Raw genomic sequence first — 23271 nt, 5'->3', positions numbered from 1 at the left:
CTTGACGAGTAAAGGTGGTCGCCAATTGCGTACCTATAAGGTAACCTTGCCCCCAGGCTTTTATAACTGTTAAACATTACGCCAGCCGCTCTTTTCAGGCTTTCTTTCCTTCCGCCAAATTCAGCATTTCCTGTGCGTGATGCAATGTTTTTTCGGTAATTTCCACGCCGCCCAGCATCCGTGCCAATTCCTTGACACGCCCGTCCTCCGTAAGTCCCTCAATTTGAGTCATGGTCCGTCCATCATGAACATTTTTCTCAATAAGGTACTGATGATCTGCCATACATGCCACCTGTGGCAAATGAGTAATGGAAAACACCTGACAAACGGAAGATAAACGATATAGCTTCTCGGCAATGGATTGAGCTGCACGACCACTCACCCCGGTATCCACCTCGTCAAAAATGAGTACTGGAATTTGATCATGACGCGCAAAAATACTTTTCATCGCCAACATGATACGTGATAGCTCACCGCCTGAAGCGATCTTACCAAGTGGACGTAGTGGCTCACCTGGATTGGGGGAAATAAGAAATTCCGCATTATCTATGCCTTGCTTGGTAGGTCTTACCTTCAGACCTTTATACTCATATCCGCGTGGATCTTCAATTGGATCAATGCGCACCTTGAGTGAGGTTCTTTCCATCTGCAGGTCTTTTAACTCCTGCTCCACTTGCTCTGCAAGCTCTTCAGCACAAATTTCACGTGCTTCTGTAAGCTCTTCCGAAATCTCCAGCAAATCGGAAAGCAACTCATCCCGTTTTGCAATGAGCTGCTCCAGCCGCTCATCTTTATTTTCCAGCAGATCGGTTTCCTGCTCAATACGGCTATAGTATTCCAAAATCTGCTCTATACTATCACCATATTTTCGCTGTAATCCGGTAATTTGATTCAAACGTTGCTCCACTTCATGCAGCTTGCCTGGATTAAATTCAATATCCTCACGATAAGAACGTAATTGGAATGCTGCGTCCTCTAACTGGTAAAAAGCAGACTGAATCTGCTCCGCAATGGGCTGAAGGCTTTTGCTGTCATAGCTTTGAACATCGTTCAATCTAGACATTACGTTATTGATCGTATCCAGCCCACCTCTGCCGCTTAGTAGTTCGTATGCTCCTGATATCCCATCCATCATTTTCTCACTATGGGATAGCTTGACCCGTTCCTCTGCCAATAATTCATCTTCTCCCAATTTCAACTCCGCCGCAGCGATCTCTTCTAATTGAAATCGGTACATATCCAAAAGCTGATAAGCCTTTTGACTGGAGCTTTGCAGTTCTCTTACTTCTTTTTCCGCTTTGACAAAAGCATTGTAACGCTCACGGTAAAGCGTTTTGACTGGACCGATCACCGAATCACCGAACGTATCCAGCAGTGCCAGATGGCGATCTGCACGTAGCAGGCTTTGATGCTCATGTTGCCCGTGGATATTGACGAGTTGCTCACCTACCTCACGCAGCATCGTTAAATTAACCATCTGACCGTTAATTCGAGAAGAGCTTTTCCCCTGAACCGTAAGTTCGCGACGAATCAGCAAATGCTCCTCCGCATTAGCCTTAATCCCTTGTTCCTCAAGTGTATTCCAAACTGGATGTTTTACCGGCAGCTCAAACAAGGCTTCCATCTCTGCTTTATCACAACCGTAACGTACTAGATCAGCAGAGCCCCTACCGCCTGCAATCAGCCCAAGCGCATCGATAATAATGGATTTACCAGCACCTGTTTCCCCGCTCAAGACATGAAACCCTTTATAAAAATGAACATCGACGGCCTCTACGACCGCCAAATTCCGTATAGACAAAGTGACCAGCATCGTTCTTTCACCTCTATGATGTACAAATTAAAACGCCTAATATGCGTAGCCATTATAATTAGGAAATATAGCCCATAAGACGATTCACGATAGCTTCGCTGTTTTCTTCCGATCGGCAAATAATCAAAATGGTGTCATCTCCGCTAATCGTACCCATAATCTCGGACCATTCAATATTGTCCAATAAAGCAGCAATCGAGTTGGCTGTTCCCGGCAGACACTTCATCACAATCAGATTGGTTGTGTAGTCAATATGCAAAAAGTTATCGACCAACGTACGTTTCAGTTTCTGGGCCGGATTGTAGCGCTGATCTGAAGGCATTGAATATTTATATCTGCCATCGTCCATTGGAACCTTGATCAGCAGCAGCTCCTTGATATCACGCGATACGGTCGCCTGTGTGACCTGAAAACCAGCCTTACGCAATGCTTCAACCAGATCATCCTGCGTCTCAATCTCATGTTGTGAAATAATTTCCCTAATTTTAATATGTCGTTGACCCTTCATATAATCCTCCTATGGATTAACCTTCATATTCCTCTTCTTCGAGGTCTTCCACTAATGTAATAAGGCGAATACTTCGCTCGTCCGTATCAACGTACAATACACCCGCGCAACCCGGATAGAGCAACAAATACGGCATGAGCCTGTCCCGTAAATCAGGACCACTCCACTCCATTGGTTTCTTGCGGCGTGACGTTTTGACCATATATGTCGAACCGTTTCGTACAGCCACGTAGTCTAGAAACAAACGGCTATACACGGTATGTCCATTCACTTTAAAAGCAAGCGGTATTTTCATTTTCCCACCCACTACTTCATAACCTGCTTCTTCGAGTATATCTATAGCAGGCCCTTCATCCAAATCCTCGTTAATCGGTATTGTCTTTAGCACAAGCGGCCCTGGCTCCTTCAACCAGGCACGCAGGCTATATAAAGCCCATATCCCTAATATCACCCCGATTACAGCGATGATAATCGTATCATATCTTGTGTCCATGGACCGATCACCTCATGGACATATTCTAGGACAAGATGTAAAATTCCTTTTCCTTTGTACATCTCATTATAGGCGAACGTGAGTTCTATAATCAATCCCTCACACCAAAAAGAGGTTCCCTTAAGTTCACAGAACTCATGGAGAACCCCTGAATGTTACTTACGCGATGGACCATTATTAAAAGTCTGCCCTGCTTCCTGAACAGTACGTTCAATTAGTGGTCTGAAATCCATCTTCTCCAGCTGCGATTCTGCAGCAGGAAGCCCATCCAAACGCCAATGCGCTAAAAATTCAATATTGCCTTCTCCACCTGTAATAGGCGAATAAGCCAAACCTTGCAGCGTAAGTCCAAGCTCATGCGCAAACATCAGAATGGTCTGCAACACTTCTTTATGCGTAGCAGGATCACGGACCACACCGGATTTTCCGACCTTTTCGCGTCCAGCTTCGAATTGCGGCTTGATTAGAGCTACAATATCAGCAGGTTGATGCAATAAGGCAAGCAACGGGGGCAAAATAATACGTAATGAAATAAACGAAACGTCAATACTTGCGAAATTCGGGACAGAACCATTCAAATCCGCAGGTGTCATATATCTGAAATTCGTTTTTTCCATTACGCATACTCGTTCATCATTACGAAGCGACCAATCCAGCTGATTATAACCCACATCAATGGCGTATACGTATTCCGCTCCATGCTGAAGTGCACAATCCGTAAAACCTCCAGTGGACGAACCAATATCCAGCATTGTCCTGCCCTTCATATCCAGCTCAAATTGACGAATGGCCTTCTCTAGCTTTAATCCTCCACGGCTTACATACGGATGCACCGAACCCTTAACTTTAAGCTCGCTGGCGCGTGGTACCTTCATACCCGCTTTCTCTATCCGTTCGCTGTCCGCCAGCACTAGACCAGCCATAATCGCAGCTTTAGCTTTTTCACGGCTTTCAAAAAAGCCTTGTTCTACAAGTAATACATCAATGCGTTCCTTCGGAACAGACATGTTAATCTCCCTTTAGGCAGCCAGGCTGCTCTTGTCATACTTTTTATAAACGTCATGGTCTTCGCTTCAAGTTACCCTATACGGACTGTCCCATGCCATATGCTGGTTCAGCAGCCCATTTACGCAGCTTTAAGCATACATCTTCAATGGTAAGCCCTACTTCAGCACGCTGCTCTTTAATGGAGCCATGCTCCACGAACAGATCGGGAATCCCCATTAGGCGCACCTGCGCCTCTTGTATTTCGGCTTTGGCGTAAAATTCCAGTACAGCGCTACCCAAGCTTCCTGCTTCAGAAGCTTCTTCCAATACGATCAGCTTCGTATGCTGACGAGCCAGCTCACGCAACATATCCTCGTCCAAAGGCTTCAGGAAACGGGCATTCACTACGCCCACTTGCAACCCTTCACGTTTCATCGCCTCCGCAGCCTCTGTCGCCACCTGGAGCATCGGTCCTGATGCAATTACAGCAAAGCCCTCACCCTTACGCAGGAGCTCCCAACTGCCGATGGAAATAGCCTGTAATTCTTTATCCAACGGCACGCCAACCACATTAACACGCGGGTAACGATAAGCAATTGGACCGTCTTCATAATCGAGCGCTGTTTTCATCATATGGCGTAGCTCGTTCTCATCCTTTGGCATCATAAGCACAAGATTCGGGATATGACGTAGGAATGCCACATCAAACACGCCATGATGAGTTTCCCCGTCAGCCCCAACAAAACCTGCACGGTCAATCGCGAACATTACGTTCGCATTATGACGACAGATATCATGCACAATCTGGTCATAAGCACGCTGCATAAAAGTCGAATACACCGCAAACACCGGTTTCAGCCCTTCCATTGCCAACGCAGCACACATGGTAGCTGCATGCTGTTCAGCAATGCCTACGTCAATCATACGGCTAGGAAACTCTTTACTAAACGGTACCAGTCCTGATCCACCAGGCATAGCAGGCGTGACCGCAACGATGCGCTCATCCTGCTCAGCCAGCTCAATCAGCGTTCGGCCGAAAATTTCCGTATACATCGGATTACCTACAGCTTTGAGTACCTGACCCGATTCAATCTTGTAAGGGCTGATTCCGTGCCATTTGTGTGAATCTGCCTCTGCAGGTTTATAGCCCTTGCCCTTGGTGGTTACGACATGCACCAATACAGGGCCAGTGACATTATCAGCCTGCTGGAAGGTTTCGATTAGCTTCGGCAAATCATGCCCGTCCACTGGACCGAGATACGTAAGTCCCAGTTCCTCAAACAGTACACCAGGCACCATCATATATTTAAGACTGTCCTTGACACGGCCAGCCGATTTGGCAAGTTTACCGCCGATCGCGGGTATTTTTTTCAGCAAGACTTCCAGCTCATCTTTTGCTCGCAAATAATGACGGTCCGAGCGGATTTTACTCAAATAATTATGCATGGCCCCCACATTAGGTGCTATGGACATTTCGTTGTCATTCAGAATGACCATTAAATTTTTGCGCTCATGTCCGATATGATTCAACGCTTCGAAGGCCATCCCCCCAGTCAACGCGCCGTCTCCGATCATTGCAATGACTTTATTGTCCTCGCCCTTCAAATCTCGAGCCAAAGCCATTCCCATTGCGGCCGACAGAGAAGTGCTGCTATGACCAGCTTCCCAAACATCATGCTCACTCTCGCTTCTTTTTACAAAACCACAAAGTCCATCACGCTGACGAAGTGTATCAAAACGATCCATTCGCCCTGTCAATATTTTGTGTACGTAGGCTTGGTGCCCAACGTCATAAATCATCTTGTCCTTCGGACTGTTATAGCAATAATGCAGGGCGATCGTGAGCTCAACCACTCCCAGATTCGATGCCAGATGCCCCCCAGTCACGGACAGCTTCTCAATCAAAAAGCTCCTGATTTCCTCGGCCAGAGAAGCCAACTCCTCAACCGACAGTGATTTCAGATCGCCTGGTTGCTTTATGTGTGGAAGCAGCACGCATATCTCCCCGCTTTCCTTCAAGTTTGTGTGTAAAGTTAACAAATATTATATCACACTTTTTGACTGTGCTTAAACGCAGACAAGTCAAAACAGCTCTAAGGCAACTAATGATCACGCTTCATCAGGTAATCGGCTATCTCCAGCAAACGAGAAGAATCGGGAATACCGCTCTCTGTTATCACTTTTTTAGCAGATGCGGTGAGTTCCTCCACCTGCTGCAAAGATGCGTCCATACCAATGAAATACGGATAGGTAACCTTCTCCTGTTCAACATCACTTTGCGTTTTCTTACCCATTTTGCTCTCATCGCCTATGAGGTCCAGTATATCGTCCTGTATCTGAAAAGCCAGCCCCAAGTCTCGTCCAAAACGGCGAAGCGCCTCTAATTGACTCTTGTCCGCCCCACCAATCCGTCCACCTGCCAAGAGCGAGAAAATAATCAAATCAGCAGTTTTATGAAGATGGATATATTCCAGTTCCTCGATCCCCGTCATTCCTTGCTCGCCTGACATATCGGCAACCTGTCCGCCTACCATGCCCCGCGCGCCACTCATTTCGGACAAATCCTCGACAATGGACAATAGCGCATCGGATGAAACACCGTGACGCCGTCCTGCTTGCACAATGCTGTAAAAGGCATGGGTCAACAAAGCATCACCCGCAAGGACAGCAACCGCCTCGCCGTATACCTTATGATTCGTCAGCTTACCTCGCCGATAATCATCATCATCCATGGCTGGCAAGTCGTCATGAATGAGGGAGTACGTATGTACCATTTCTACCGCACATGCCACTGGCAGCGCAGCTTCCCTACTTCCACCGAATGCTTCAGCAGCAGCGATCACAAGCAGAGGCCGCAGCCGTTTTCCGCCTGCGGTAAGTGAGTAATTCATGGATTCTCGAAGAACAGCGGGAATGTTCCAATCGACCGGGAACTGCTCGATCAGTGCGGATGAAACTACATCCGTCGTCCCGGTCAAATATTCCTTGAACGACGGTCTATTCAAGCCCTTCACCGCCGTTTTCATCCAATCCACCGCCAAAAGGCTTCTTGCGCAAATCTCCATCCTCTTCCACGATCATTTCAATTTTACGTTCAACCTGCTCCAGCTTCTGACTGCAAAGCTGAGACAGCTTCATCCCCCGCTGGAACAAATCAATGGCTTGCTCCAGAGGAACGTCTCCATGCTCCAGTTGTCCGACAATTTCTTCAAGAGCGGCCATAGCCGCTTCAAAATTCAATTCCGTTTCATTCGCCACCGTGCTTCGCGTCCTCCTTCATTCCCCATACTTGGCAGTCCAACTGCCCATCACTTACTTTAATCTTGATGGAATCTCCCGGCTGTACGTCTTTGAGCGACTTAATCAGCCGTTTCTCCTGCTCATCGTATACCAAGCTATAGCCTCGGGCCATGACTTTGAGTGGGCTCAGCGCATCCAGCTGACGAATTCCCGTGTGCAACTGCTGCCGTCCCGTTTTCGTAATAGCACGCATCGCAGACTCCAGCTGACGTTGCGCCATATCCGTCTGCTTGCGTGCCGAACGAATTTGTTCACGCGGATTAAACCGCTCTAGTACCTGACGCATACGTGCGTTCTTTTCTGCGTTCAAACGCGAACGGTTACCCGCTGCGCGAATCAGCCGCTGATGCAGCATGTCCATTCGCTCTGCATGCTGTAGCATATAACGGCGTGGGTGCAGCAGAACTGGCGAACGCTGAAGCCTCGCCAAGCGTTCACGGCTGGTTTCCAGCCGCTGCCGGAGGGCGTTGCGCAACCGTTGCTCACGTTGGAGCAGCTGATCCCGTAGCTCTGCCTGATTAGGCACAGCCAACTCGGCTGCTGCGGTTGGCGTTGCCGCACGCAAGTCAGCCACAAAATCGGCAATAGTAAAATCCGTTTCGTGTCCAACTGCCGAAATAACCGGAATGACCGATTCGTAAATGGCGCGCGCAACCGCTTCCTCATTAAAAGCCCACAGTTCTTCCAACGAGCCACCTCCCCGTCCGACGATTATCACCTGAACCTCTTGCATACGATTCATAGCTTCAATTGCCTTGATTATCGAGGGTGCGGCACCTTTTCCTTGTACGAGCACAGGATACAACACAATTCCAGCCTGCGGGTATCGCCGTTGAAGTGTCGTAATAATATCACGCACAGCCGCTCCGGTCGGTGACGTAATCACGCCAATGGTTGCCGGATGGGCAGGGAGATTACGCTTACGAGCAGTATCAAACAGTCCCTCTGCATCCAGCTTTTGCTTGAGCTGTTCGTAAGCCAGATAAAGGCTTCCTATGCCGTCAGGCTGCATTTGAGTTGCATAAAACTGATATTGTCCATCTCGTTCGTACACGGATACGTTTCCCCGGGCAATAACACGCGTACCTTCTTTCGGTACGAAAGGGAGCCGCTGATTATGGGTTGCAAACATAATCGAACGTATGCGACTCCCCTCATCCTTGAGCGTAAAGTACATGTGACCACTCGAATGATGCGTAAAATTAGAAATTTCCCCGCGTATCCATACATCAGACAGCACCTGATCCGATTCCAGTTTCATCCGGATATAACGATTCAGGTCCTTTATAGAGTAAATACGTTGTTCAGCCACAGGCAGCTGCCCTTATGCCAAACCGTGCGACCGCTTGGCCGCTACAAGCGTATTTTGCATCAGCATCGTAATTGTCATCGGGCCTACTCCGCCGGGAACAGGCGTAATCGGACCAGACACTTGCTTCACGCTCTCAAAATCAACGTCCCCCGCCAACTTTCCGTTCTCCAGACGGTTCATCCCCACATCTATCACTACCGCTCCGGGCTTCACGAACGAAGCATCAATAAAGTTGGCTTTGCCGATCGCAACGACTAAGATATCCGCTTGTCGACTTAGATCCGCGATATTCGCTGTACGGGAGTGGCACATCGTAACCGTAGCATTTTCACGCTGCAACAATAAAGACACTGGCTTGCCTACGATATTACTGCGACCAATAACTACCGCATGTTTACCAGCTATCTCCACTCCAGCACGCTTGATTAACTCAATGACTCCAGCAGGAGTACAAGGCAATAGACTATCGTCACCGATGACCAAATTTCCTACGTTCACCGGATGAAATCCATCCACATCCTTCTCCACTGCAATCGCGTCAATGACAGCTTTTTCATGAATATGCTTTGGCAACGGCAGTTGTACCAAAATTCCATGGACAGTACTTTGATGGTTCAGCTTGTCCACCAGTTCCAGCAATGCTTCCTGCGAAGTATCTGCTGTTAACCGGTGAACCTCTGAGTAATAGCCGAGATCATGGCATGCCTTTTCCTTGTTTTTAACATATACCTGCGAAGCGGGATCTTCGCCTACCAATACAACAGCCAGTCCCGGCTGAAACCGGTGCTCTTTCAGACGAATGACCTCTTGCTGAATGCTTGCGCGAATATCCTGAGAGATTTGTTTACCATCAATGATCGGTGCTGACATGTTTATCCACTCTCCAACCTGATTCAGTAGTCTCTACTTAAAAACGTGCTTTCAATTGCTCCAGTTCTTGAATCACTCGTCCCAGTACACCATTAACAAATTTACCGGATTCCTCGGTACCAAAGTGCTTCGACAATTCAATCGCTTCATTAACAGCTACCTTAGCTGGAACATCCTCACGGAAAATCATCTCATATGCCGCAAGTCTCAAAATTTGACGATCTACACGTGAAAGTCTGCTGATCTGCCAGCCTTTAAGATAATCCACCAACAGCCCATCAATGGCTTCCTTGTGCTCCCACGTACCCCGCACATGCTCCAAAACATACGCTCTTAAAACTGCCGCGTTTTTAACGACAACTTCCGCTTCGTTTTCCTCAGCGGCTTCCTGAAGCAACATGTCCACGGCTGCTGCCGCATCCACTTCATTCATTTCCATATGGTACATACTCTGTACCGCTAATTCCCTCGCCAGACGTCTTTTCATGCCCTGCCTCCTACGCTTGCCTATATCTATTTTTCATTCTAACCAATTTCCACAAAAAAACCTGTGAACGCATCCTCCAAAACGTTGGGCGCAAAGAAGCTACAGCTCTATTTTGGAGAACACGTATCACAGGGTTCATTTAAAAGGACGCCAACGCTGCGACAACCAATCGCCCCATTCCTTCCAAGGGAGGAATGAACCAAGCGCTGAATCGCTACGTCTTCCTAGCGTATATCCGATGAACACCATCAATGCAAAGAACAACATATTCCAAAAGCCTGCCCACAAATAAATAAAACCGAAAAAAATACCAGCCGTGATCCCCATGATCCGGCCCTTGTAACTTCCCCATATTTCTTTCCAGGGCATCAGGGAAAATCACCTCTATTCCACACGACTCTTAAAGCTGGGTGACTGAGAAACATTAGCGATGTACACCGACACATTGGACACAGGAATTCCTGTAATTTCTTCCACATGATCGTGTACCCCCTTTTGTACCTCGGAGGTTAACACCGGAATGGAGCTTTCCCCGTCTACAACCGCCCGAATCGTAATATCAAGTCCCGATTCCAACACGCGAACGCGTGCTTTCAAATCCTGCATCCCGCGAAATCGGGAAGCTGCTTTGAGGCACAAATTTTCAATGGTGTCCACTGAAATCTGAATGTCACCATATTCCGTTCGTTGATCAATAGAATGCTGTACGGTTTGGTTCCGTCGAATAGAGATATAAAAAAAACGAAGACTCAATAACAACAGAACCCCTGCAATAATCAGGCTGGTAAACCACACCACTCGCTCATCCTCAATACTTAAAACATACGGAATGGCCCCGCTCAGGAGGAGGATGGCGAGAATGGAAATAATTCCGATACTTAAGCTGTACAAGAACAGCAGAAGTCTGTCCATAACTTTAGCCACGAAACGCACAGCCTCCTTAAATTAGAGTAAACCCTCGACCCATAAGGGTCGGGGGTTTGTACAAAGTATCGCTCTATTTAACCCGTCCGGCGCCCAGCACTTCCGGCTCTTCTACTTTTTCGGCACTTTTGAATTGAACATCATGAATTTGCACGTTCACTTCAACAACGTTAAGACCTGTCATGTTCTCAATCGAACGCTTAACATTATGCTGAATAGCAGCAGCCACCTCAGGCAGACGGTTACCGTACTCAATAATGACGGAGACGTCTACAGCAGCTTCACGCTGTCCGACTTCCACTTTTACACCTTTAGATAAATTTTTGCGGCCTAGCAATTCGGCAAACCCACCAGCAAATCCGCCACTCATTCCCGCAACGCCCGGTACCTCAACGGTAGCCAGTCCGGCAATGACTTCAATAACTTCTGGGGCAATTTGAATCTCCCCAATTTCTGTACGTTCGAATTCGGTTGGCACTGTGCTCATACCTTCAACACCTTTCGGTCAAAATAAGTTTCATTCCAGCTTTGGATTTCAAAGCAGACATGCTCACTTATTATCCATACTATATCATTTGGCGTTCATTATGACAAACTGAGGAAATATACCGATTAAACTTCGTTTTCCTCCAAAAATTTAATATCAAAATCGCCTTTAATAAAGGTAGGATGCTCTAGCAAGCGCTGATGAAAAGAAATCGTTGTGGGTATGCCCTCAATAGCAAACTCAGACAAAGCCCGCTTCATTTTGGCAATTGCATCTTGCCGTGTAGGTGCCCACACAATCAGCTTGGCGATCATAGAGTCATAATAAGGAGGAATGCTATAACCTGGATATGCTGCGCTGTCTACCCGTACTCCAGGACCGCCTGGAGGCAGATAAAATCCGATTTTACCCGGTGCAGGCATAAAATTACGATCCGGATCCTCAGCATTAATACGACACTCTATCGCCCAGCCATTGATGGTGACTTCTTCCTGCGTAAAGGAAAGCGGATGTCCTTCAGCGACAGAAATCATTTCCTTAATCAGGTCTACACCAGTAATCATTTCTGTTACTGGATGTTCTACCTGAATACGTGTATTCATTTCCATGAAATAGAAATTATTGTCCGGGCCAAGCAAAAATTCGAGAGTACCTGCACCAGAGTATTGAACGGCCAAAGCTGCACGAACAGCTGCCTGACCCATTTCTTCACGAACATCCTGCGATAGTACAGGACATGGTGCTTCCTCCAATAACTTCTGACGACGACGCTGCACAGAGCAGTCCCGTTCGCCCAAATGGGCAACATTACCATGCTTGTCCGCTATGATCTGTATTTCCACATGTTTCATACCGGTCAAATATTTTTCCAGGTACACACCCGCATTGCCAAATGCTTTTTGCGCCTCCTGCTGAGCAGTAGTGATTTGCTGAATAAGGTTATCCTCATCTTCGGCGATACGAATACCTTTACCTCCGCCACCTGCTGTGGCCTTGATAATTACCGGATATCCGATATCACGTGCGATGCTGATCGCATCCTGCAAATCCTCAACCAGCCCGTCTGAACCCGGAATAACCGGAACTCCGGCATCCTTCATGGTCTGTTTGGCTACGGCCTTATCTCCCATTTTGTTAATGGCTTCAGGAGAAGGACCAATAAACGTAATATTACACGATTCGCAAATTTCAGCGAAGTCTGCGTTTTCCGCCAAAAATCCGTAACCTGGATGAATGGCATCACATTCAGTCAATGTAGCAACGCTCATCAGATTCGTAAAATTAAGGTAGCTGTCCTTAGATAGCGTCGGTCCGATACAGTAAGCCTCATCTGCGAGACGCACATGTAACGAATCCTTGTCAGCTTCCGAATATACGGCAACTGTCGAAATATTCATTTCGCGGCAAGCGCGAATGATACGAACCGCAATTTCTCCACGATTCGCAATCAATACTTTTTGAAATGTCATGACTTTATCCTCCCTGGGAGTAGTCTTGCCGAACCCTCAAAAGAGGGTTCAAACAAGCTTTTTACTCCGGTTTCACAAGGAACAATGGCTGGCCATACTCGACCAACTGTCCGTTTTCGGCCAAAATTTCCACAATTTCGCCCTTCACTTCAGCTTCCAGCTCGTTCATCAGCTTCATCGCTTCAATGATACATACCGTTGTTTTTTCGCCCACTTTGCTGCCGATACTCACATACGGAGCCGTATCCGGAGATGAAGAACTATAGAAAGTGCCTACCATCGGAGATACGATTTTATGTAGATTGCTTGCATATTCCCTCGGTTCCCCAGCAAGTCCAACATCGGACTGTACTTGTGGATTTGGAATAACAGCTTGTGGTGCCACTGCATAAGCAGGTGTTGCCACAGGAGCCTGTACCGTAACGATCTCGCTTTTGCCCGGTTTCCGGATCAACAGGCGAGTTCCTTCATTTTCAATTTCAAGCTCATGCACAGACGTTTCATCCACCAGCTTGATCAATTCCTTAATCTCGCTTAATTTAAACATCTCTATTAATCACTCCTTCAGCATTTTGCCGGTTGCTGATAACATTGTTGAAACAGCTTTATGTATTATATCACAATCATTAAAAATAGAAAGAGCCCGGAATAATGCAGAAATCCGGGCTTTTTCGCGTTTTTTGTCTTATTGTGTAACATACTGGACACTGATCTTATCCTGCGTTACATTCAGTTCCTTCATGACTTTATCGACAATTGTTACCGCTTGCTTAGCATCCAATTTTTCACTCAGAACCACTACTTTGTATTTATCAGCATCTTCCTCACGGACGACCGCATTGGCGAACTGCTGCTGAAGCTCTTCTTCAATTCCAGTAATTTTAGCCTGCTTATCTTCAAGTACATGTAATTCCTTTTGAGCCTCAGCAGCTTTCTTTGGTGTGCTGTCGTTCATTGCGGTAGTCAGTTCATCATTTTTCTTCTGATTTTCCACATCCCGTTCCAGCAAATAGTTGTCAATCACTGCTGCTGCTGTAGGTTGGGCAGCTTGATCGGTTGCCACTTGATCCAGTACCTGCTGGTCGGTTTTGGCTGTAGAGGTTGCTTTGTCGTCACTTTGTGCTGTCGCGTCCGTTTTAGTCGCAGTTGTGTTTTGATCGGATGTCGCCGGTTCAGTAGTAGGGGCAGCTGCCGTATCTTTATCGCCTTTTGAGTTTTCCGTTGCTGGGTCAGTTGTGGAAGCCGTATCCGATTTTGTGGAAGTTGCTGATGCTCCATCAGTTACTTCGCCATTCGTCACTACTTCATTTACCTTCAGTTCGTTCAATTGTTCCTCTGCCTTCGTCGTTGCTTCCTGTGCGGCATCCTGCTTAACCTTGCTCACTTGCTCACTATCGGCTACTGGTGGATTTGCAGGGCTCGAGTCCTCCGTAAACAAATAATACGCAGACAGCACGACCATTAAACTCAGCATGGACACCAGCCAAACGGTTTGTCTTTTATTATTCATGTTCCGTCCTCCATATTCATTAATGGTTTAAAATATAAACTTCTTTGTTCCTCAATTCCATATTATCCCTGCTTGCGCGGTACGACTGAAATTTTGTAGGAAGGTACATTTAGTCCCTTCTGTACAGCATCGACAATTAGCTGCTTCACTGTAGGGTTTTCTGCCCCCATAGCCACAACAAGCACTCCCCTCACCTGCGGTTTTACTTTTTTTGTCACAATCGGGGTGTGCTGACCACCTGATGACTCATAGGTGACAATCTCGCCATCACGTGTATATTGAGTAGTGTGCCGTTGTCCACCATTGGCGTCCGTCTCGTTGTTCTCTTCCTGCATATCTTTTACATTGCGTTGAACGATAACTTCTTCGGTGGAATCTACCGTAACCATGACATCGACGGTTCCTACGCCAACAATCTGCTCCAGCATCTGTTTCATATTGTCCTCAAAAACCTTCTCGATCCCGGCAAAGGAACTTTCTTCACCTGTTGTTGTCTCTAATGTAGGCTCATTTTTCATCACGCCAGGCGGCTCACGCCCTACGTTTTCTGGATCGACCTTTTTCACATTAACGAATGAATTAAAAAGCATGATCGCTACACCGATAAGGCCAAGTATAAGCAGCCAACGAAATGAGTTGAATCTTTTCGCCCCATCCGCCCCTCCACCCAGCCATCGCTCGAGCTTTTTCAGCCATTTGCTCATTTCTGCTCACCTCCTGTTACCATTCATGTGTTCCATCCTGCGAAGAAACCACCTGAACATTTTTGCTGTCTATCCCCCATTTTTCACGTAGAAGTCCTGTAATTAAGTCAAAAGCTTTCGTATCCGTTGGCTTTCCGTCCTCAGCAGTTTTATCAGGATTACGATCATCTTCTCGCGTTCCTTCATTAAAATCTGAAGTTTTTGTATGTGTCGGCTCCACACGAATATTCACTGTCTTTTCGGCCACAGGCTCCACCATAATCGGCTTAGCATCTGCACCAGGCGAGACGTCTGTGTTTTTCTTTTCTTTTTCTGGCTGCTGCTCCGCCAATTTGACCACTACCGACTGGACACCCGTTCCTGCCTCCAGCCCCGATTCCTTCTGTTGAATCTTTGCAAGGGTAACCTGGACCGACTGAATTGCTAACCCAGTATACTGTTCCAATTGTCCTTTCATTTCCTTAGCTACCTCTTTGCCAGCCCATTGCATGGAGCTTTGTTCTTGCTGTTGCTTTAACTGGCTGCCTTTTGCCAAAATCTCCTCCAATGTCGGTTCCCTCTTGCCTGTCTCAGCCTGACGTTGAAGATCCAATGCTCGCCCTAAAACCTCGGAGGGGCTGCTGCTCAGTAAGCGCACGACCGGAGACAGCAACGTCAGCAGAATAAGCAGGCTGAGAACGAGTTTGACATACCTTTCCATAGATCGGCTCGGTAAGATCATATCGACAAAAGAAGCCAGCAACACGATTAGCACCAGTTCCTTAAGCCAACCTCCCAGCCAGGTCACGTCACTCCCCTCCCCCCTTGTTGGTTTACGTGCATTGGTTCACCTCATCATGACCGTCATATTTCCTGCTGCGAGCATGATTGTAATCGCAAGGAAGGACATTAAACCCACTGCCGCCAGTGCCGCGAAAACATAAATCATGCTCTTGCCGATCGCATCGAGACATTCCACGATAGGCGTATCACCCAAAGGCTGCATGATCGCTGCTGTCACTTTATAAATGAGAGCCAGTGTCAGAATCTTGAGAGCAGGAAATGCGCACAGGAACAAAATAATAATGACTCCTACCAGACCAATGGCATTTTTAACGAGCAGCGAAGCCGAAATGACTGTATCTGTCGCATCTGCCAACGCCTTGCCGACCACCGGAACAAAGCTACCTGTAATATATTTGGCTGTGCGGATCGTTAATCCGTCAGTAACTGACGATGTCAAGCCTTGTACCGAAATGACTCCTAGAAATATGGTCAGCAACACTCCCAGCACTGCTACTCCAGCGTTCCGCAACAGATCGGCTAGCTGGGTCAGTTTGTATTTGCCTGTCAACGAGTTGACCAAGTACAGCACAGCCGAGAAAAACAGTAGCGGGAAAACCAGCGTATGAATGACTGTTCCGACTGTGTTGATCATAAATACAATCAGCGGGTGGGTCACCGAAACTGTTACGACGTTACCCATCGAAGCTAACATGGTAAACAACAAAGGCAACATTGCCATCATGAAGTGAATCATACTATCAATCGCTTCTTTGGCATAACCAATCGCTACACTAAAGCTATTAATCGCCAGAATGATAATGACCATGTATACGATAGCGTAGGCCACTTTGCTGACCTGTTTGCTTTCAAAAGCGCTTTGCAGCGTTTCCAGCACCATACTCATAATGCTGAGCATGACGATGGTGACGAGCAACTTGGCATTTACCCGGATTTCATGGATGAAAAAATCAGCTATAGCGCTCAATACACCCTTTATGCTGAACCCTTCACCGCCTGGAAGCAGCATGTCCATGAAGGAAGGCGTTTTCTGATCAGGGAAAAATCCGCCGTATTGCTGCATGAGCCCGTCCCAATAATGTTCTACTTCATCTTTGGGCATTTGCTCCGCTTGCTGTCTGATCCATTCGTTTGTCGGTGTATCTGCAAAGAGGACCGCAGCTGAGGCACACCAGAGACATAGCAGCAACATTGCAATTACTTTGAGATTCGGCATGCCCCCTAGCCTTTTCATGGCATCACCCCCTCAGGCGGGCATCAGCTTCAGAATGGTATCAATAATAATGCTGATAATCGGGATTGCGAGCACCATAATGAGTACCTTTCCGGTAAGCTCAATTTTGGAAGCAATCCCGTCTTGTCCTGCATCCCGAACGATTTGCGCTCCAAATTCAGCAATATAAGCGATACCGATTATTTTCAATACGGTTTTAAAATAGATCATATCCATGCCTGAAGACCGGGCCAGTCGCTCCAGTACAGCAACCACAGATCCGATCTTGCCAATCAGCAGCAAAAAAATGACGATTCCCGCAGCTGTTGCAATCAAAAAGGCAAACATCGGCTTCTGTTCCTTAATGACTAAAATGAGGACTGTGGCAATGAGGGCGAAGCCCACCACCTGAATGATTTCCATGTGTCCACCTACTGAAAAAGAAAGATAGATTTGATCTCTTGCAGAAGGTTATCCAGCATTCGCACCACCATGAACAGGACCACGACGAAACCAATGACCGTTACCCAGTGGGCCATGTCTTCTTTGCCCATTTGCTTTAATACGGTATGAATCATAGCGATAATAATGCCAATTCCGGCAATCTGGAAAATTGCGTTCACTTCTAAATTCATTCGAGCACCCCGCTAATAGATCAAAATGACGATCAATGCTCCGATCAGCAGTCCCAGGCTCCTGCTCATACGCTCGTACCTCACCTGATCTGCCTGCGCCTGCGCTTCCTCATGGGATAACTGTTGGATGGTCAGCGCAATGTGCTTGATCTGGTCTTCACGGTCGCTGGTTCCAAGACTGTAAGCAAGCTGCCGCATCGCTTCCTTCTCGGCTTGCTTCATAGAGGAACGGTTCCACGAGTCTTCAATAGCTTTATGCAAGCTTTCTCTGGCAGTCAGGCCAAAAGAGGGGTGCATCCAGCGTGAGGCTTGCTGAAACAGAGTGCGCAGCGGCTCTCGCAAGGGCTCTCCTGTCTTGGCGAAAGCATCTGGTAGCGGAGACACCCCGTAGGAAACCTCGGTGGTCAATCTTTGCAGCGCAAGAATCAACTCCCTGATTTGCCGCGGCCTCATCGCAAACTGCCTTGCCCGCTGCCAGCCTGCCAGCGTAGCGGCCAGTATAACCAAGGCTGCACCCAGCAGCTTAAGCATAGGAGATGCCCCCATTCTGCCCTTCTCCAGGCAGTGTAAGCCTGCGCTGCTTGGCATCTGCCAGCCGAAATGAGACGCCCCGGCTCGTCCGCTCCAGCATGACGTAGAGTTGAAACAGCTCTTGTCCTGTAGTTAATCCAGCAAACGCAGACCGGGTCGCCATTTCAGCCACATCGCGACCATGTGCGGAAGCAATGACTGCAATGCCTGCATGAAGCGCTTCGCGCACCGCCTCCGCATCTTCCGGTCGTCCGATTTCATCAACAATGAGGACATCCGGTGACATCGAGCGGATCATCATCATCATGCCTTCTGCTTTCGGACATCCGTCCAATACATCGGTGCGAGGCCCGACATCAAAACCGGGGATACCTTTGTGACTACCAGCGATCTCAGAGCGTTCGTCTATAATGCCTACCTTGAGTCCATTCCGTCGCCCTCCGTTGCTTTCCATCCCTCCGTAACTGAGTTGCCGAGCCAAGTCCCTAAGCAGTGTCGTTTTGCCATGCTGAGGAGGGGACAAAATGAGGGTGTGCCGGATTTTCCCGGACATTCGATCTGCTACATAAGGCAATATCCGATCAGCTATGCCGGGAATTGCACGAGCAATTCTTACATTAAAGCTGCTTATATCCCTCAAATGCTCCACTCGTCCTCGGTTGAGCACGGTTCTCCCTGCCAAGCCAATACGATGACCGCCAGGGATCGTAATAAACCCTTTACGAAGCTCCTCTTCCATGGTATACAGGGAATGATTGCTGATAAAATCCAGCAGTCGGTGGGCATCCTCACGGTCAGGCTTATAGGCTTCCACATGGTTCAAAGTCAGCCGACCAGCAGACGTTACAAAATGATGATCACCATTTGCATTAATTTCCAACGGCCTTCCTTCCCTGACCCGGATTTCTTCCAGTTGCTTAAATACCGTTTCTGGAAGCCTTCCAAGTATACCGTGCAACGGTTCGGGAAATAACTCCAGCCATTCCATACCGATGCCGCCCCCTCACAGTTGTCCTTTTTCTTTAAGACAAGTCTATGGTTGACTCTCGCTTTTTATGCCGAAAATATATTGAAAACCTAGGCAAACTTTTGCTAACTCCTATCAACACTCAACAGACCTTTCTCCCGCTTGTTTAAGCACCATTCTCTAATTCGCACAAATAAAAAAGGGCCTCTCAAAGCCTTGTCAGCTAAGGGATACCCTTGGGTAGAAAAGATAGATTCAGCAAAAAAAGAGGCTGCCCCTCAGTCTAACTCTCGCTGATGGAACAACCTCTTAACCTACTGCTATATTCTATGATTTATCAAACTATAAATAGAGGGCCTGTATCAACCTTTACCTATCATAAGCATCGTTCACATTAGACATATTCAGTGTCTAGATCTCACGTTGCAGTTATTAACGACGGTCCTGCGGTCCACCCACAAACGCTTGCTCCTCGGTGTCCAGGTTATAAGCTGTATGCAACGCCTGAATAACCTCATGAAGTTTACCCGCTTCAATTACACACGATACTTTGATCTCAGATGTGCTTACCATTTTAATGCTAACGCCTTGCTCTGCCAGTACGGCAAACATTTGCGCAGCAACACCCGGATGGCTAACCATTCCTGCACCTACAATGGACACCTTCACCAGGTTTTCCTCAGACGTTACTTCACGGTACGGAAGCTCTCCACGAATACCTTCCAGCGTCTTCAGTGCTGCTTCACGATCCGTCAGAGCTACTGTAAAGGAGAAATCCGCTTTACCAGCTTCAACCCCGCTCTGTACAATAATGTCTACATCAATTTTGGCTGCCGCCAGTGTTCCAAATACTTTCGCCAGTACACCGGGGATATCGGCGACGCCTAAAATACTGATTCTTGCTACATTTTTATCATATGCAATCCCACTGACTACAACGCCTTGTTCCATTACTGCATCCTCCTTTACGACCGTTCCTTCATTATGGTTAAAACTGGACCGCACAATCAGCGGTACCCGGTTATGTTTGGCATATTCTACCGCACGAGGATGCAATACAGCTGCACCCAGATTAGCTAATTCCAGCATTTCATCATAAGAAATTTCTTTTAGCTTACGAGCAACCTTCACGATCCGTGGATCTGTTGAATATATGCCGTCCACATCCGTGTAAATTTCACAGGCGTCCGCTTGAATCGCCGCCGCCAGCGCAACCGCTGTCGTATCAGATCCACCACGTCCCAGCGTCGTAATGTCTCCCTCTGCAGACATCCCTTGGAAACCAGCTACAACAACGATCTTGTTGCTGCTCAGTGCATCCAGCACACGCTGAGGTTGAATATCCGTAATCCGTGCTCGACCAAAGTCAGATTCAGTACGGAAACCAGCCTGCCATCCCGTAAACGATACCGCTTCATGACCCAACTGCTGAATAGCCATCGACAACAAGGCGATTGAAATTTGTTCACCTGTCGTCATCAACATATCCAGCTCACGTGCAGGCAACTGCTCATTCAACAATTTGGCCTGGTCAATCAGTTCGTCTGTCGTGTCTCCCATTGCGGAAACAACCACTACACATTGATGCCCTTCACTCTGTTTCTCCACAACGCGTTTTGCCACGCGTTTCATGCGCTCCGTGTCACCGACGGAACTGCCTCCGAATTTCATGACATACAAAGACAACGATATTCACTCCCTCAGACTCAACAGTATGTAACCTTGAGATGGCACCAAACGACTTGAACGTGACATCCTGCGGCATAACTTTAGTACAGTATAATACGAAAGTGCTGTACGGAGCCATTGTTTTTTAATATTAGTGCTTATAAAAATATCCCCTGCCCTTAACAAGGACAGAGGAAATCTAAAAGCTGCAAAATTTATGCGCGGGAAATGTATTTACCATCGCGTGTATCAATCAGCAATACGTCGTCCTGGTTGATAAACAATGGAACCTGAACGTTCAGTCCTGTTTCAACTTTTGCATTTTTAGTAGCACCCGTAGCGGTGTTACCTTTAATACCCGGCTCAGTGTCAATAACCTTCAGCTCTACGCTGTTAGGCAGGTTAATCCCGAGAATTTCACCATTATAGCTAATGATGTTTACATTCATGTTTTCTTGCAGGAAGTTAAGTTCCCATTTCAGTTGGTCACTTGAAAGTGTGAATTGATCATATGTTTCATTATCCATGAATGTATGCTCGTCTGCGCTCGCATAGAGGTAAGACACACCACGGTTTTCAATTTGCGCGCGGCCGATCGTTTCACCCGCACGGAATGTACGTTCAACAGTGTTGCCGTTACGCAGGTTTTTAAGCTTGGAGCGCACGAATGCCGCACCTTTACCCGGTTTTACGTGTTGGAAATCCAGCACCGTAAAAATATCTCCGTCTACCTCGACGGTCAATCCTGTTTTAAAATCATTAACGTTAATCACTAAAATACCCCTCCTACAGGACTGTTATCGTTATTAAACGACTGTAAATTCTTTGCTCGAATGTGTTAATACCTTGATGCCGCTATCTGTAATAACGATATCATCCTCGATCCGTACACCGCCCAATCCAGGCACATAAATACCTGGCTCGACCGTTACCACCATGCCCGGCTCCAGAATATCATCGCTTGCCTTAGACAGGCGTGTAGATTCATGTACTTCCAGACCCAGACCATGACCTGTACTGTGCCCGAAATTGTCTCCATAGCCATGGCCAGCAATAATATCCCGGGTCAGTGCATCCGCTTCACGGCCTGTCATGCCCGGCTTAATATGTTCGAGTGCGTGAAGCTGCGCCTTAAGCACAATATCGTAGATTTCACGCAACTGGGGCGCCAAATCCCCTTGTGTAGCCACTGTACGTGTCAAATCGGAGCAGTAGCCATCCAGCAACGCACCAAAATCAAACGTAATTAGCTCGCCTGCTTGTACTAACTTAGCACTGGCTACGCCATGTGGCAATGCCGAACGAACCCCGGAAGCCACAATTGTGTCAAATGAAGAGGATGTAGCTCCCTGCTTGCGCATGAAGAATTCCATTTCCAGATCCAGCTCACGCTCGCTGACACCCGGCTTGATGTAAGGTAAAATGTGTGCAAATGTAGCATCTGCCAAATCCGCTGCCCGCTGCATCACTTCCAGCTCTTCTGCATCCTTGTACACCCGTAGCTTCTCCACAATGCCCGACACCGGAACCAGTGAAATAGGTGACAAATCTTCGCTATAAGCTTTATGCGTCGCAACAGTTACAGCGTCTTGCTCGAAGCCTGTTTCGCTGATCTGATGGGAAGACAGTAATTCTTTCACCGTTTCCATGACCTGTGCAGCGTGCTGCACCACCGTGAAGCCTTCGGCTTGTTCGGTCGCTTGCGTCATATAGCGAAAGTCAGTCAGCAAATAGCTATGGGATTCCGTAATCAGCACATAACCCGCCGAACCTGTGAAGCCTGTCAAATATCGACGATTGACAGGGCTAGTAATCAGCATAGCCCGCAGATTATGCTCGCCCAGCGCCTGCCGCAGCTTTAACACCCGGTCATTCTTCATCTTTCATTCCGCTCCCCTCTGTCAAATAACCAAATGCTATTTTAACACAGGGGATAGGCGCTTGAGAAGTTTTTGTTACGTTCAGCCCTCAGCTTTCTCAGGCTCGCGCTTTCTTTCATCCGTATACTCGACAGCAACGGTATATCCGATAAATAGTCCCCACAGTATAAACACACAAATTTCTGTATATAAGGAATTCCATGTTAACCGATCAGGAGCATTCATCATTCCTAGCTTAGGACCTGTTAATACAAATAAAACAACCCACCAAATCAGACCATACACAATTCCGGGTATAGGACCCTTAAATCTGCGCAGCAACAGAGTGTACACCAGTGAAGCTACGACGGATAATCCAATAAAAAAAAGTAGCCCTACCAGATGTCCCGCCATGGTGTTCATAAACGAATGCTTGAAAAAAGGCTCCGCGAGAAAGCCAGGCGCTACTACCGTAAAATGCAACTTATAAAACAGCCAGCGCAGCAATCCCCAGAGTAAACCCGCAAAAAAACCCAACTCAAGTGCAAAAGGAATGAGAGGCGTATGTATTTTGCCTGACTGCTGCCTGCCTCTACCACTGTCGTTATGATGACGTTGATCCTGAGATCCGCGAGACTGCTCCTGTTCATGTCCTATCTTGGGTATAGAGTAGGTTTCACTCATGTTGTTTAATCCCCTTTCAATATGCAAACTTTTTCCCATCGTAAAGACAATTGCAATCGGAAATGCA

At 47.3% G+C, this 23271-nt stretch carries 27 protein-coding genes; all 27 read right to left on the bottom strand.

Annotated features, from left to right (window positions below; genetic code table 11):
- Positions 1-94: 94 nt before the first annotated feature.
- The gene (gene recN, locus MKX59_RS11300) at positions 95-1813 is read right to left on the bottom strand and encodes a DNA repair protein RecN (protein ID WP_071558536.1); all 1719 of its coding nucleotides are present in this window, start codon (positions 1811-1813) and stop codon (positions 95-97) included.
- A gap of 58 nt (positions 1814-1871) precedes the next feature.
- A complete protein-coding gene (gene ahrC, locus MKX59_RS11295) occupies positions 1872-2321 on the bottom strand; it encodes a transcriptional regulator AhrC/ArgR (protein ID WP_013310809.1) in 450 nt (149 codons plus the stop codon).
- Positions 2322-2337: 16 nt separating this feature from the next.
- Entirely contained in the window at positions 2338-2814 is a 477-nt protein-coding gene (locus MKX59_RS11290; protein WP_071558535.1) for a hypothetical protein, read from the bottom strand.
- 155 nt (positions 2815-2969) lie between these two features.
- Entirely contained in the window at positions 2970-3821 is an 852-nt protein-coding gene (locus tag MKX59_RS11285; protein WP_023989243.1) for a TlyA family RNA methyltransferase, read from the bottom strand.
- A 76-nt stretch (positions 3822-3897) separates the two neighbouring features.
- Positions 3898-5796 carry a 1-deoxy-D-xylulose-5-phosphate synthase gene (gene dxs, locus MKX59_RS11280; RefSeq protein WP_023989244.1) on the bottom strand — a complete coding sequence of 633 codons (1899 nt, stop codon included), beginning with the start codon at positions 5794-5796 and terminating at the stop codon, positions 3898-3900.
- A gap of 107 nt (positions 5797-5903) precedes the next feature.
- Positions 5904-6827, bottom strand: a complete 924-nt coding sequence (locus MKX59_RS11275) for a polyprenyl synthetase family protein (protein WP_023989245.1) — start codon at positions 6825-6827, stop codon at positions 5904-5906.
- Positions 6799-7059, bottom strand: coding sequence for an exodeoxyribonuclease VII small subunit (gene xseB, locus MKX59_RS11270; RefSeq protein WP_013310814.1), 261 nt, complete (start codon positions 7057-7059; stop codon positions 6799-6801). The genes MKX59_RS11275 and xseB overlap by 29 nt, the downstream gene beginning before the upstream one ends.
- On the bottom strand, positions 7049-8413 hold the full coding sequence (gene xseA / locus MKX59_RS11265; protein ID WP_340858425.1) for an exodeoxyribonuclease VII large subunit: 1365 nt from the start codon (positions 8411-8413) through the stop codon (positions 7049-7051). Before xseA ends, xseB begins: the two co-directional genes overlap by 11 nt.
- Before the next feature lie 12 nt (positions 8414-8425).
- A complete protein-coding gene (gene folD, locus MKX59_RS11260) occupies positions 8426-9283 on the bottom strand; it encodes a bifunctional methylenetetrahydrofolate dehydrogenase/methenyltetrahydrofolate cyclohydrolase FolD (protein ID WP_076264823.1) in 858 nt (285 codons plus the stop codon).
- Between the two features lie 37 nt (positions 9284-9320).
- Positions 9321-9770 carry a transcription antitermination factor NusB gene (gene nusB, locus MKX59_RS11255; protein ID WP_013310817.1) on the bottom strand — a complete coding sequence of 150 codons (450 nt, stop codon included), beginning with the start codon at positions 9768-9770 and terminating at the stop codon, positions 9321-9323.
- 135 nt (positions 9771-9905) lie between these two features.
- Positions 9906-10139, bottom strand: coding sequence for a DUF2273 domain-containing protein (locus tag MKX59_RS11250; RefSeq protein ID WP_023989248.1), 234 nt, complete (start codon positions 10137-10139; stop codon positions 9906-9908).
- Between the two features lie 15 nt (positions 10140-10154).
- Complete coding sequence (gene amaP, locus MKX59_RS11245; protein WP_013310819.1) at positions 10155-10694, bottom strand: alkaline shock response membrane anchor protein AmaP; 540 nt, start codon at positions 10692-10694, stop codon at positions 10155-10157.
- Positions 10695-10767: 73 nt separating this feature from the next.
- On the bottom strand, positions 10768-11181 hold the full coding sequence (locus tag MKX59_RS11240; RefSeq protein WP_028540595.1) for an Asp23/Gls24 family envelope stress response protein: 414 nt from the start codon (positions 11179-11181) through the stop codon (positions 10768-10770).
- Positions 11182-11306: 125 nt separating this feature from the next.
- Positions 11307-12650, bottom strand: a complete 1344-nt coding sequence (gene accC / locus MKX59_RS11235; protein ID WP_023989250.1) for an acetyl-CoA carboxylase biotin carboxylase subunit — start codon at positions 12648-12650, stop codon at positions 11307-11309.
- 61 nt (positions 12651-12711) lie between these two features.
- Positions 12712-13197: an acetyl-CoA carboxylase biotin carboxyl carrier protein gene (accB, locus tag MKX59_RS11230; protein ID WP_068941548.1), complete on the bottom strand. Its 486-nt coding sequence runs from the start codon at positions 13195-13197 to the stop codon at positions 12712-12714.
- Positions 13198-13335: 138 nt separating this feature from the next.
- Positions 13336-14160, bottom strand: a complete 825-nt coding sequence (locus MKX59_RS11225) for a SpoIIIAH-like family protein (RefSeq protein WP_053325695.1) — start codon at positions 14158-14160, stop codon at positions 13336-13338.
- 62 nt (positions 14161-14222) lie between these two features.
- Positions 14223-14864 carry a stage III sporulation protein AG gene (spoIIIAG, locus tag MKX59_RS11220; RefSeq protein ID WP_023989253.1) on the bottom strand — a complete coding sequence of 214 codons (642 nt, stop codon included), beginning with the start codon at positions 14862-14864 and terminating at the stop codon, positions 14223-14225.
- 16 nt (positions 14865-14880) lie between these two features.
- Complete coding sequence (gene spoIIIAF / locus MKX59_RS11215) at positions 14881-15651, bottom strand: stage III sporulation protein AF (protein ID WP_023989254.1); 771 nt, start codon at positions 15649-15651, stop codon at positions 14881-14883.
- Between the two features lie 39 nt (positions 15652-15690).
- Positions 15691-16881 (bottom strand): stage III sporulation protein AE, encoded by a 1191-nt coding sequence (gene spoIIIAE, locus MKX59_RS11210; RefSeq protein ID WP_023989255.1) that lies wholly within the window; start codon positions 16879-16881, stop codon positions 15691-15693.
- A 12-nt stretch (positions 16882-16893) separates the two neighbouring features.
- Entirely contained in the window at positions 16894-17283 is a 390-nt protein-coding gene (spoIIIAD, locus tag MKX59_RS11205; RefSeq protein WP_013310826.1) for a stage III sporulation protein AD, read from the bottom strand.
- Positions 17284-17291: 8 nt separating this feature from the next.
- The gene (gene spoIIIAC / locus MKX59_RS11200; protein WP_010345636.1) at positions 17292-17495 is read right to left on the bottom strand and encodes a stage III sporulation protein AC; all 204 of its coding nucleotides are present in this window, start codon (positions 17493-17495) and stop codon (positions 17292-17294) included.
- 12 nt (positions 17496-17507) lie between these two features.
- On the bottom strand, positions 17508-18026 hold the full coding sequence (gene spoIIIAB / locus MKX59_RS11195) for a stage III sporulation protein SpoIIIAB (protein ID WP_023989256.1): 519 nt from the start codon (positions 18024-18026) through the stop codon (positions 17508-17510).
- Positions 18019-19014, bottom strand: coding sequence for a stage III sporulation protein AA (gene spoIIIAA / locus MKX59_RS11190; RefSeq protein ID WP_023989257.1), 996 nt, complete (start codon positions 19012-19014; stop codon positions 18019-18021). Before spoIIIAA ends, spoIIIAB begins: the two co-directional genes overlap by 8 nt.
- Before the next feature lie 411 nt (positions 19015-19425).
- Positions 19426-20679: an aspartate kinase gene (locus MKX59_RS11185; protein ID WP_028540593.1), complete on the bottom strand. Its 1254-nt coding sequence runs from the start codon at positions 20677-20679 to the stop codon at positions 19426-19428.
- 197 nt (positions 20680-20876) lie between these two features.
- Positions 20877-21434, bottom strand: a complete 558-nt coding sequence (gene efp / locus MKX59_RS11180; RefSeq protein ID WP_023989259.1) for an elongation factor P — start codon at positions 21432-21434, stop codon at positions 20877-20879.
- A gap of 33 nt (positions 21435-21467) precedes the next feature.
- Positions 21468-22541, bottom strand: coding sequence for a M24 family metallopeptidase (locus MKX59_RS11175; RefSeq protein WP_053325698.1), 1074 nt, complete (start codon positions 22539-22541; stop codon positions 21468-21470).
- A gap of 81 nt (positions 22542-22622) precedes the next feature.
- Positions 22623-23204, bottom strand: coding sequence for a YqhR family membrane protein (locus tag MKX59_RS11170; protein ID WP_023989261.1), 582 nt, complete (start codon positions 23202-23204; stop codon positions 22623-22625).
- Positions 23205-23271: the final 67 nt, after the last annotated feature.

The sequence above is a fragment of the Paenibacillus sp. FSL R7-0340 genome (genome assembly GCF_038002205.1).
GTDB lineage: Bacteria > Bacillota > Bacilli > Paenibacillales > Paenibacillaceae > Paenibacillus > Paenibacillus polymyxa_B.
This window is presented reverse-complemented; position numbering and strand designations above follow the sequence as displayed.

Bases quoted from the DNA above. Each gene is read 5' to 3' on its own strand.
- MKX59_RS11225 (WP_053325695.1), bottom strand. From the start codon at position 14,160: ATGAATAATAAAAGACAAACCGTTTGGCTGGTGTCCATGCTGAGTTTA.
- MKX59_RS11250 (WP_023989248.1), bottom strand. From the start codon at position 10,139: ATGCCCTGGAAAGAAATATGGGGAAGTTACAAGGGCCGGATCATGGGG.
- accC (WP_023989250.1), bottom strand. From the start codon at position 12,650: ATGACATTTCAAAAAGTATTGATTGCGAATCGTGGAGAAATTGCGGTT.
- spoIIIAE (WP_023989255.1), bottom strand. From the start codon at position 16,881: ATGAAAAGGCTAGGGGGCATGCCGAATCTCAAAGTAATTGCAATGTTG.
- spoIIIAB (WP_023989256.1), bottom strand. From the start codon at position 18,026: ATGCTTAAGCTGCTGGGTGCAGCCTTGGTTATACTGGCCGCTACGCTG.
- accB (WP_068941548.1), bottom strand. From the start codon at position 13,197: ATGTTTAAATTAAGCGAGATTAAGGAATTGATCAAGCTGGTGGATGAA.
- nusB (WP_013310817.1), bottom strand. From the start codon at position 9,770: ATGAAAAGACGTCTGGCGAGGGAATTAGCGGTACAGAGTATGTACCAT.
- MKX59_RS11290 (WP_071558535.1), bottom strand. From the start codon at position 2,814: ATGGACACAAGATATGATACGATTATCATCGCTGTAATCGGGGTGATA.
- spoIIIAC (WP_010345636.1), bottom strand. From the start codon at position 17,495: ATGAATTTAGAAGTGAACGCAATTTTCCAGATTGCCGGAATTGGCATT.
- MKX59_RS11285 (WP_023989243.1), bottom strand. From the start codon at position 3,821: ATGTCTGTTCCGAAGGAACGCATTGATGTATTACTTGTAGAACAAGGC.
- spoIIIAG (WP_023989253.1), bottom strand. From the start codon at position 14,864: ATGAGCAAATGGCTGAAAAAGCTCGAGCGATGGCTGGGTGGAGGGGCG.
- ahrC (WP_013310809.1), bottom strand. From the start codon at position 2,321: ATGAAGGGTCAACGACATATTAAAATTAGGGAAATTATTTCACAACAT.
- MKX59_RS11240 (WP_028540595.1), bottom strand. From the start codon at position 11,181: ATGAGCACAGTGCCAACCGAATTCGAACGTACAGAAATTGGGGAGATT.
- spoIIIAA (WP_023989257.1), bottom strand. From the start codon at position 19,014: ATGGAATGGCTGGAGTTATTTCCCGAACCGTTGCACGGTATACTTGGA.
- MKX59_RS11175 (WP_053325698.1), bottom strand. From the start codon at position 22,541: ATGAAGAATGACCGGGTGTTAAAGCTGCGGCAGGCGCTGGGCGAGCAT.
- MKX59_RS11275 (WP_023989245.1), bottom strand. From the start codon at position 6,827: ATGAAAACGGCGGTGAAGGGCTTGAATAGACCGTCGTTCAAGGAATAT.
- spoIIIAD (WP_013310826.1), bottom strand. From the start codon at position 17,283: ATGGAAATCATTCAGGTGGTGGGCTTCGCCCTCATTGCCACAGTCCTC.
- MKX59_RS11170 (WP_023989261.1), bottom strand. From the start codon at position 23,204: ATGAGTGAAACCTACTCTATACCCAAGATAGGACATGAACAGGAGCAG.
- folD (WP_076264823.1), bottom strand. From the start codon at position 9,283: ATGTCAGCACCGATCATTGATGGTAAACAAATCTCTCAGGATATTCGC.
- recN (WP_071558536.1), bottom strand. From the start codon at position 1,813: ATGCTGGTCACTTTGTCTATACGGAATTTGGCGGTCGTAGAGGCCGTC.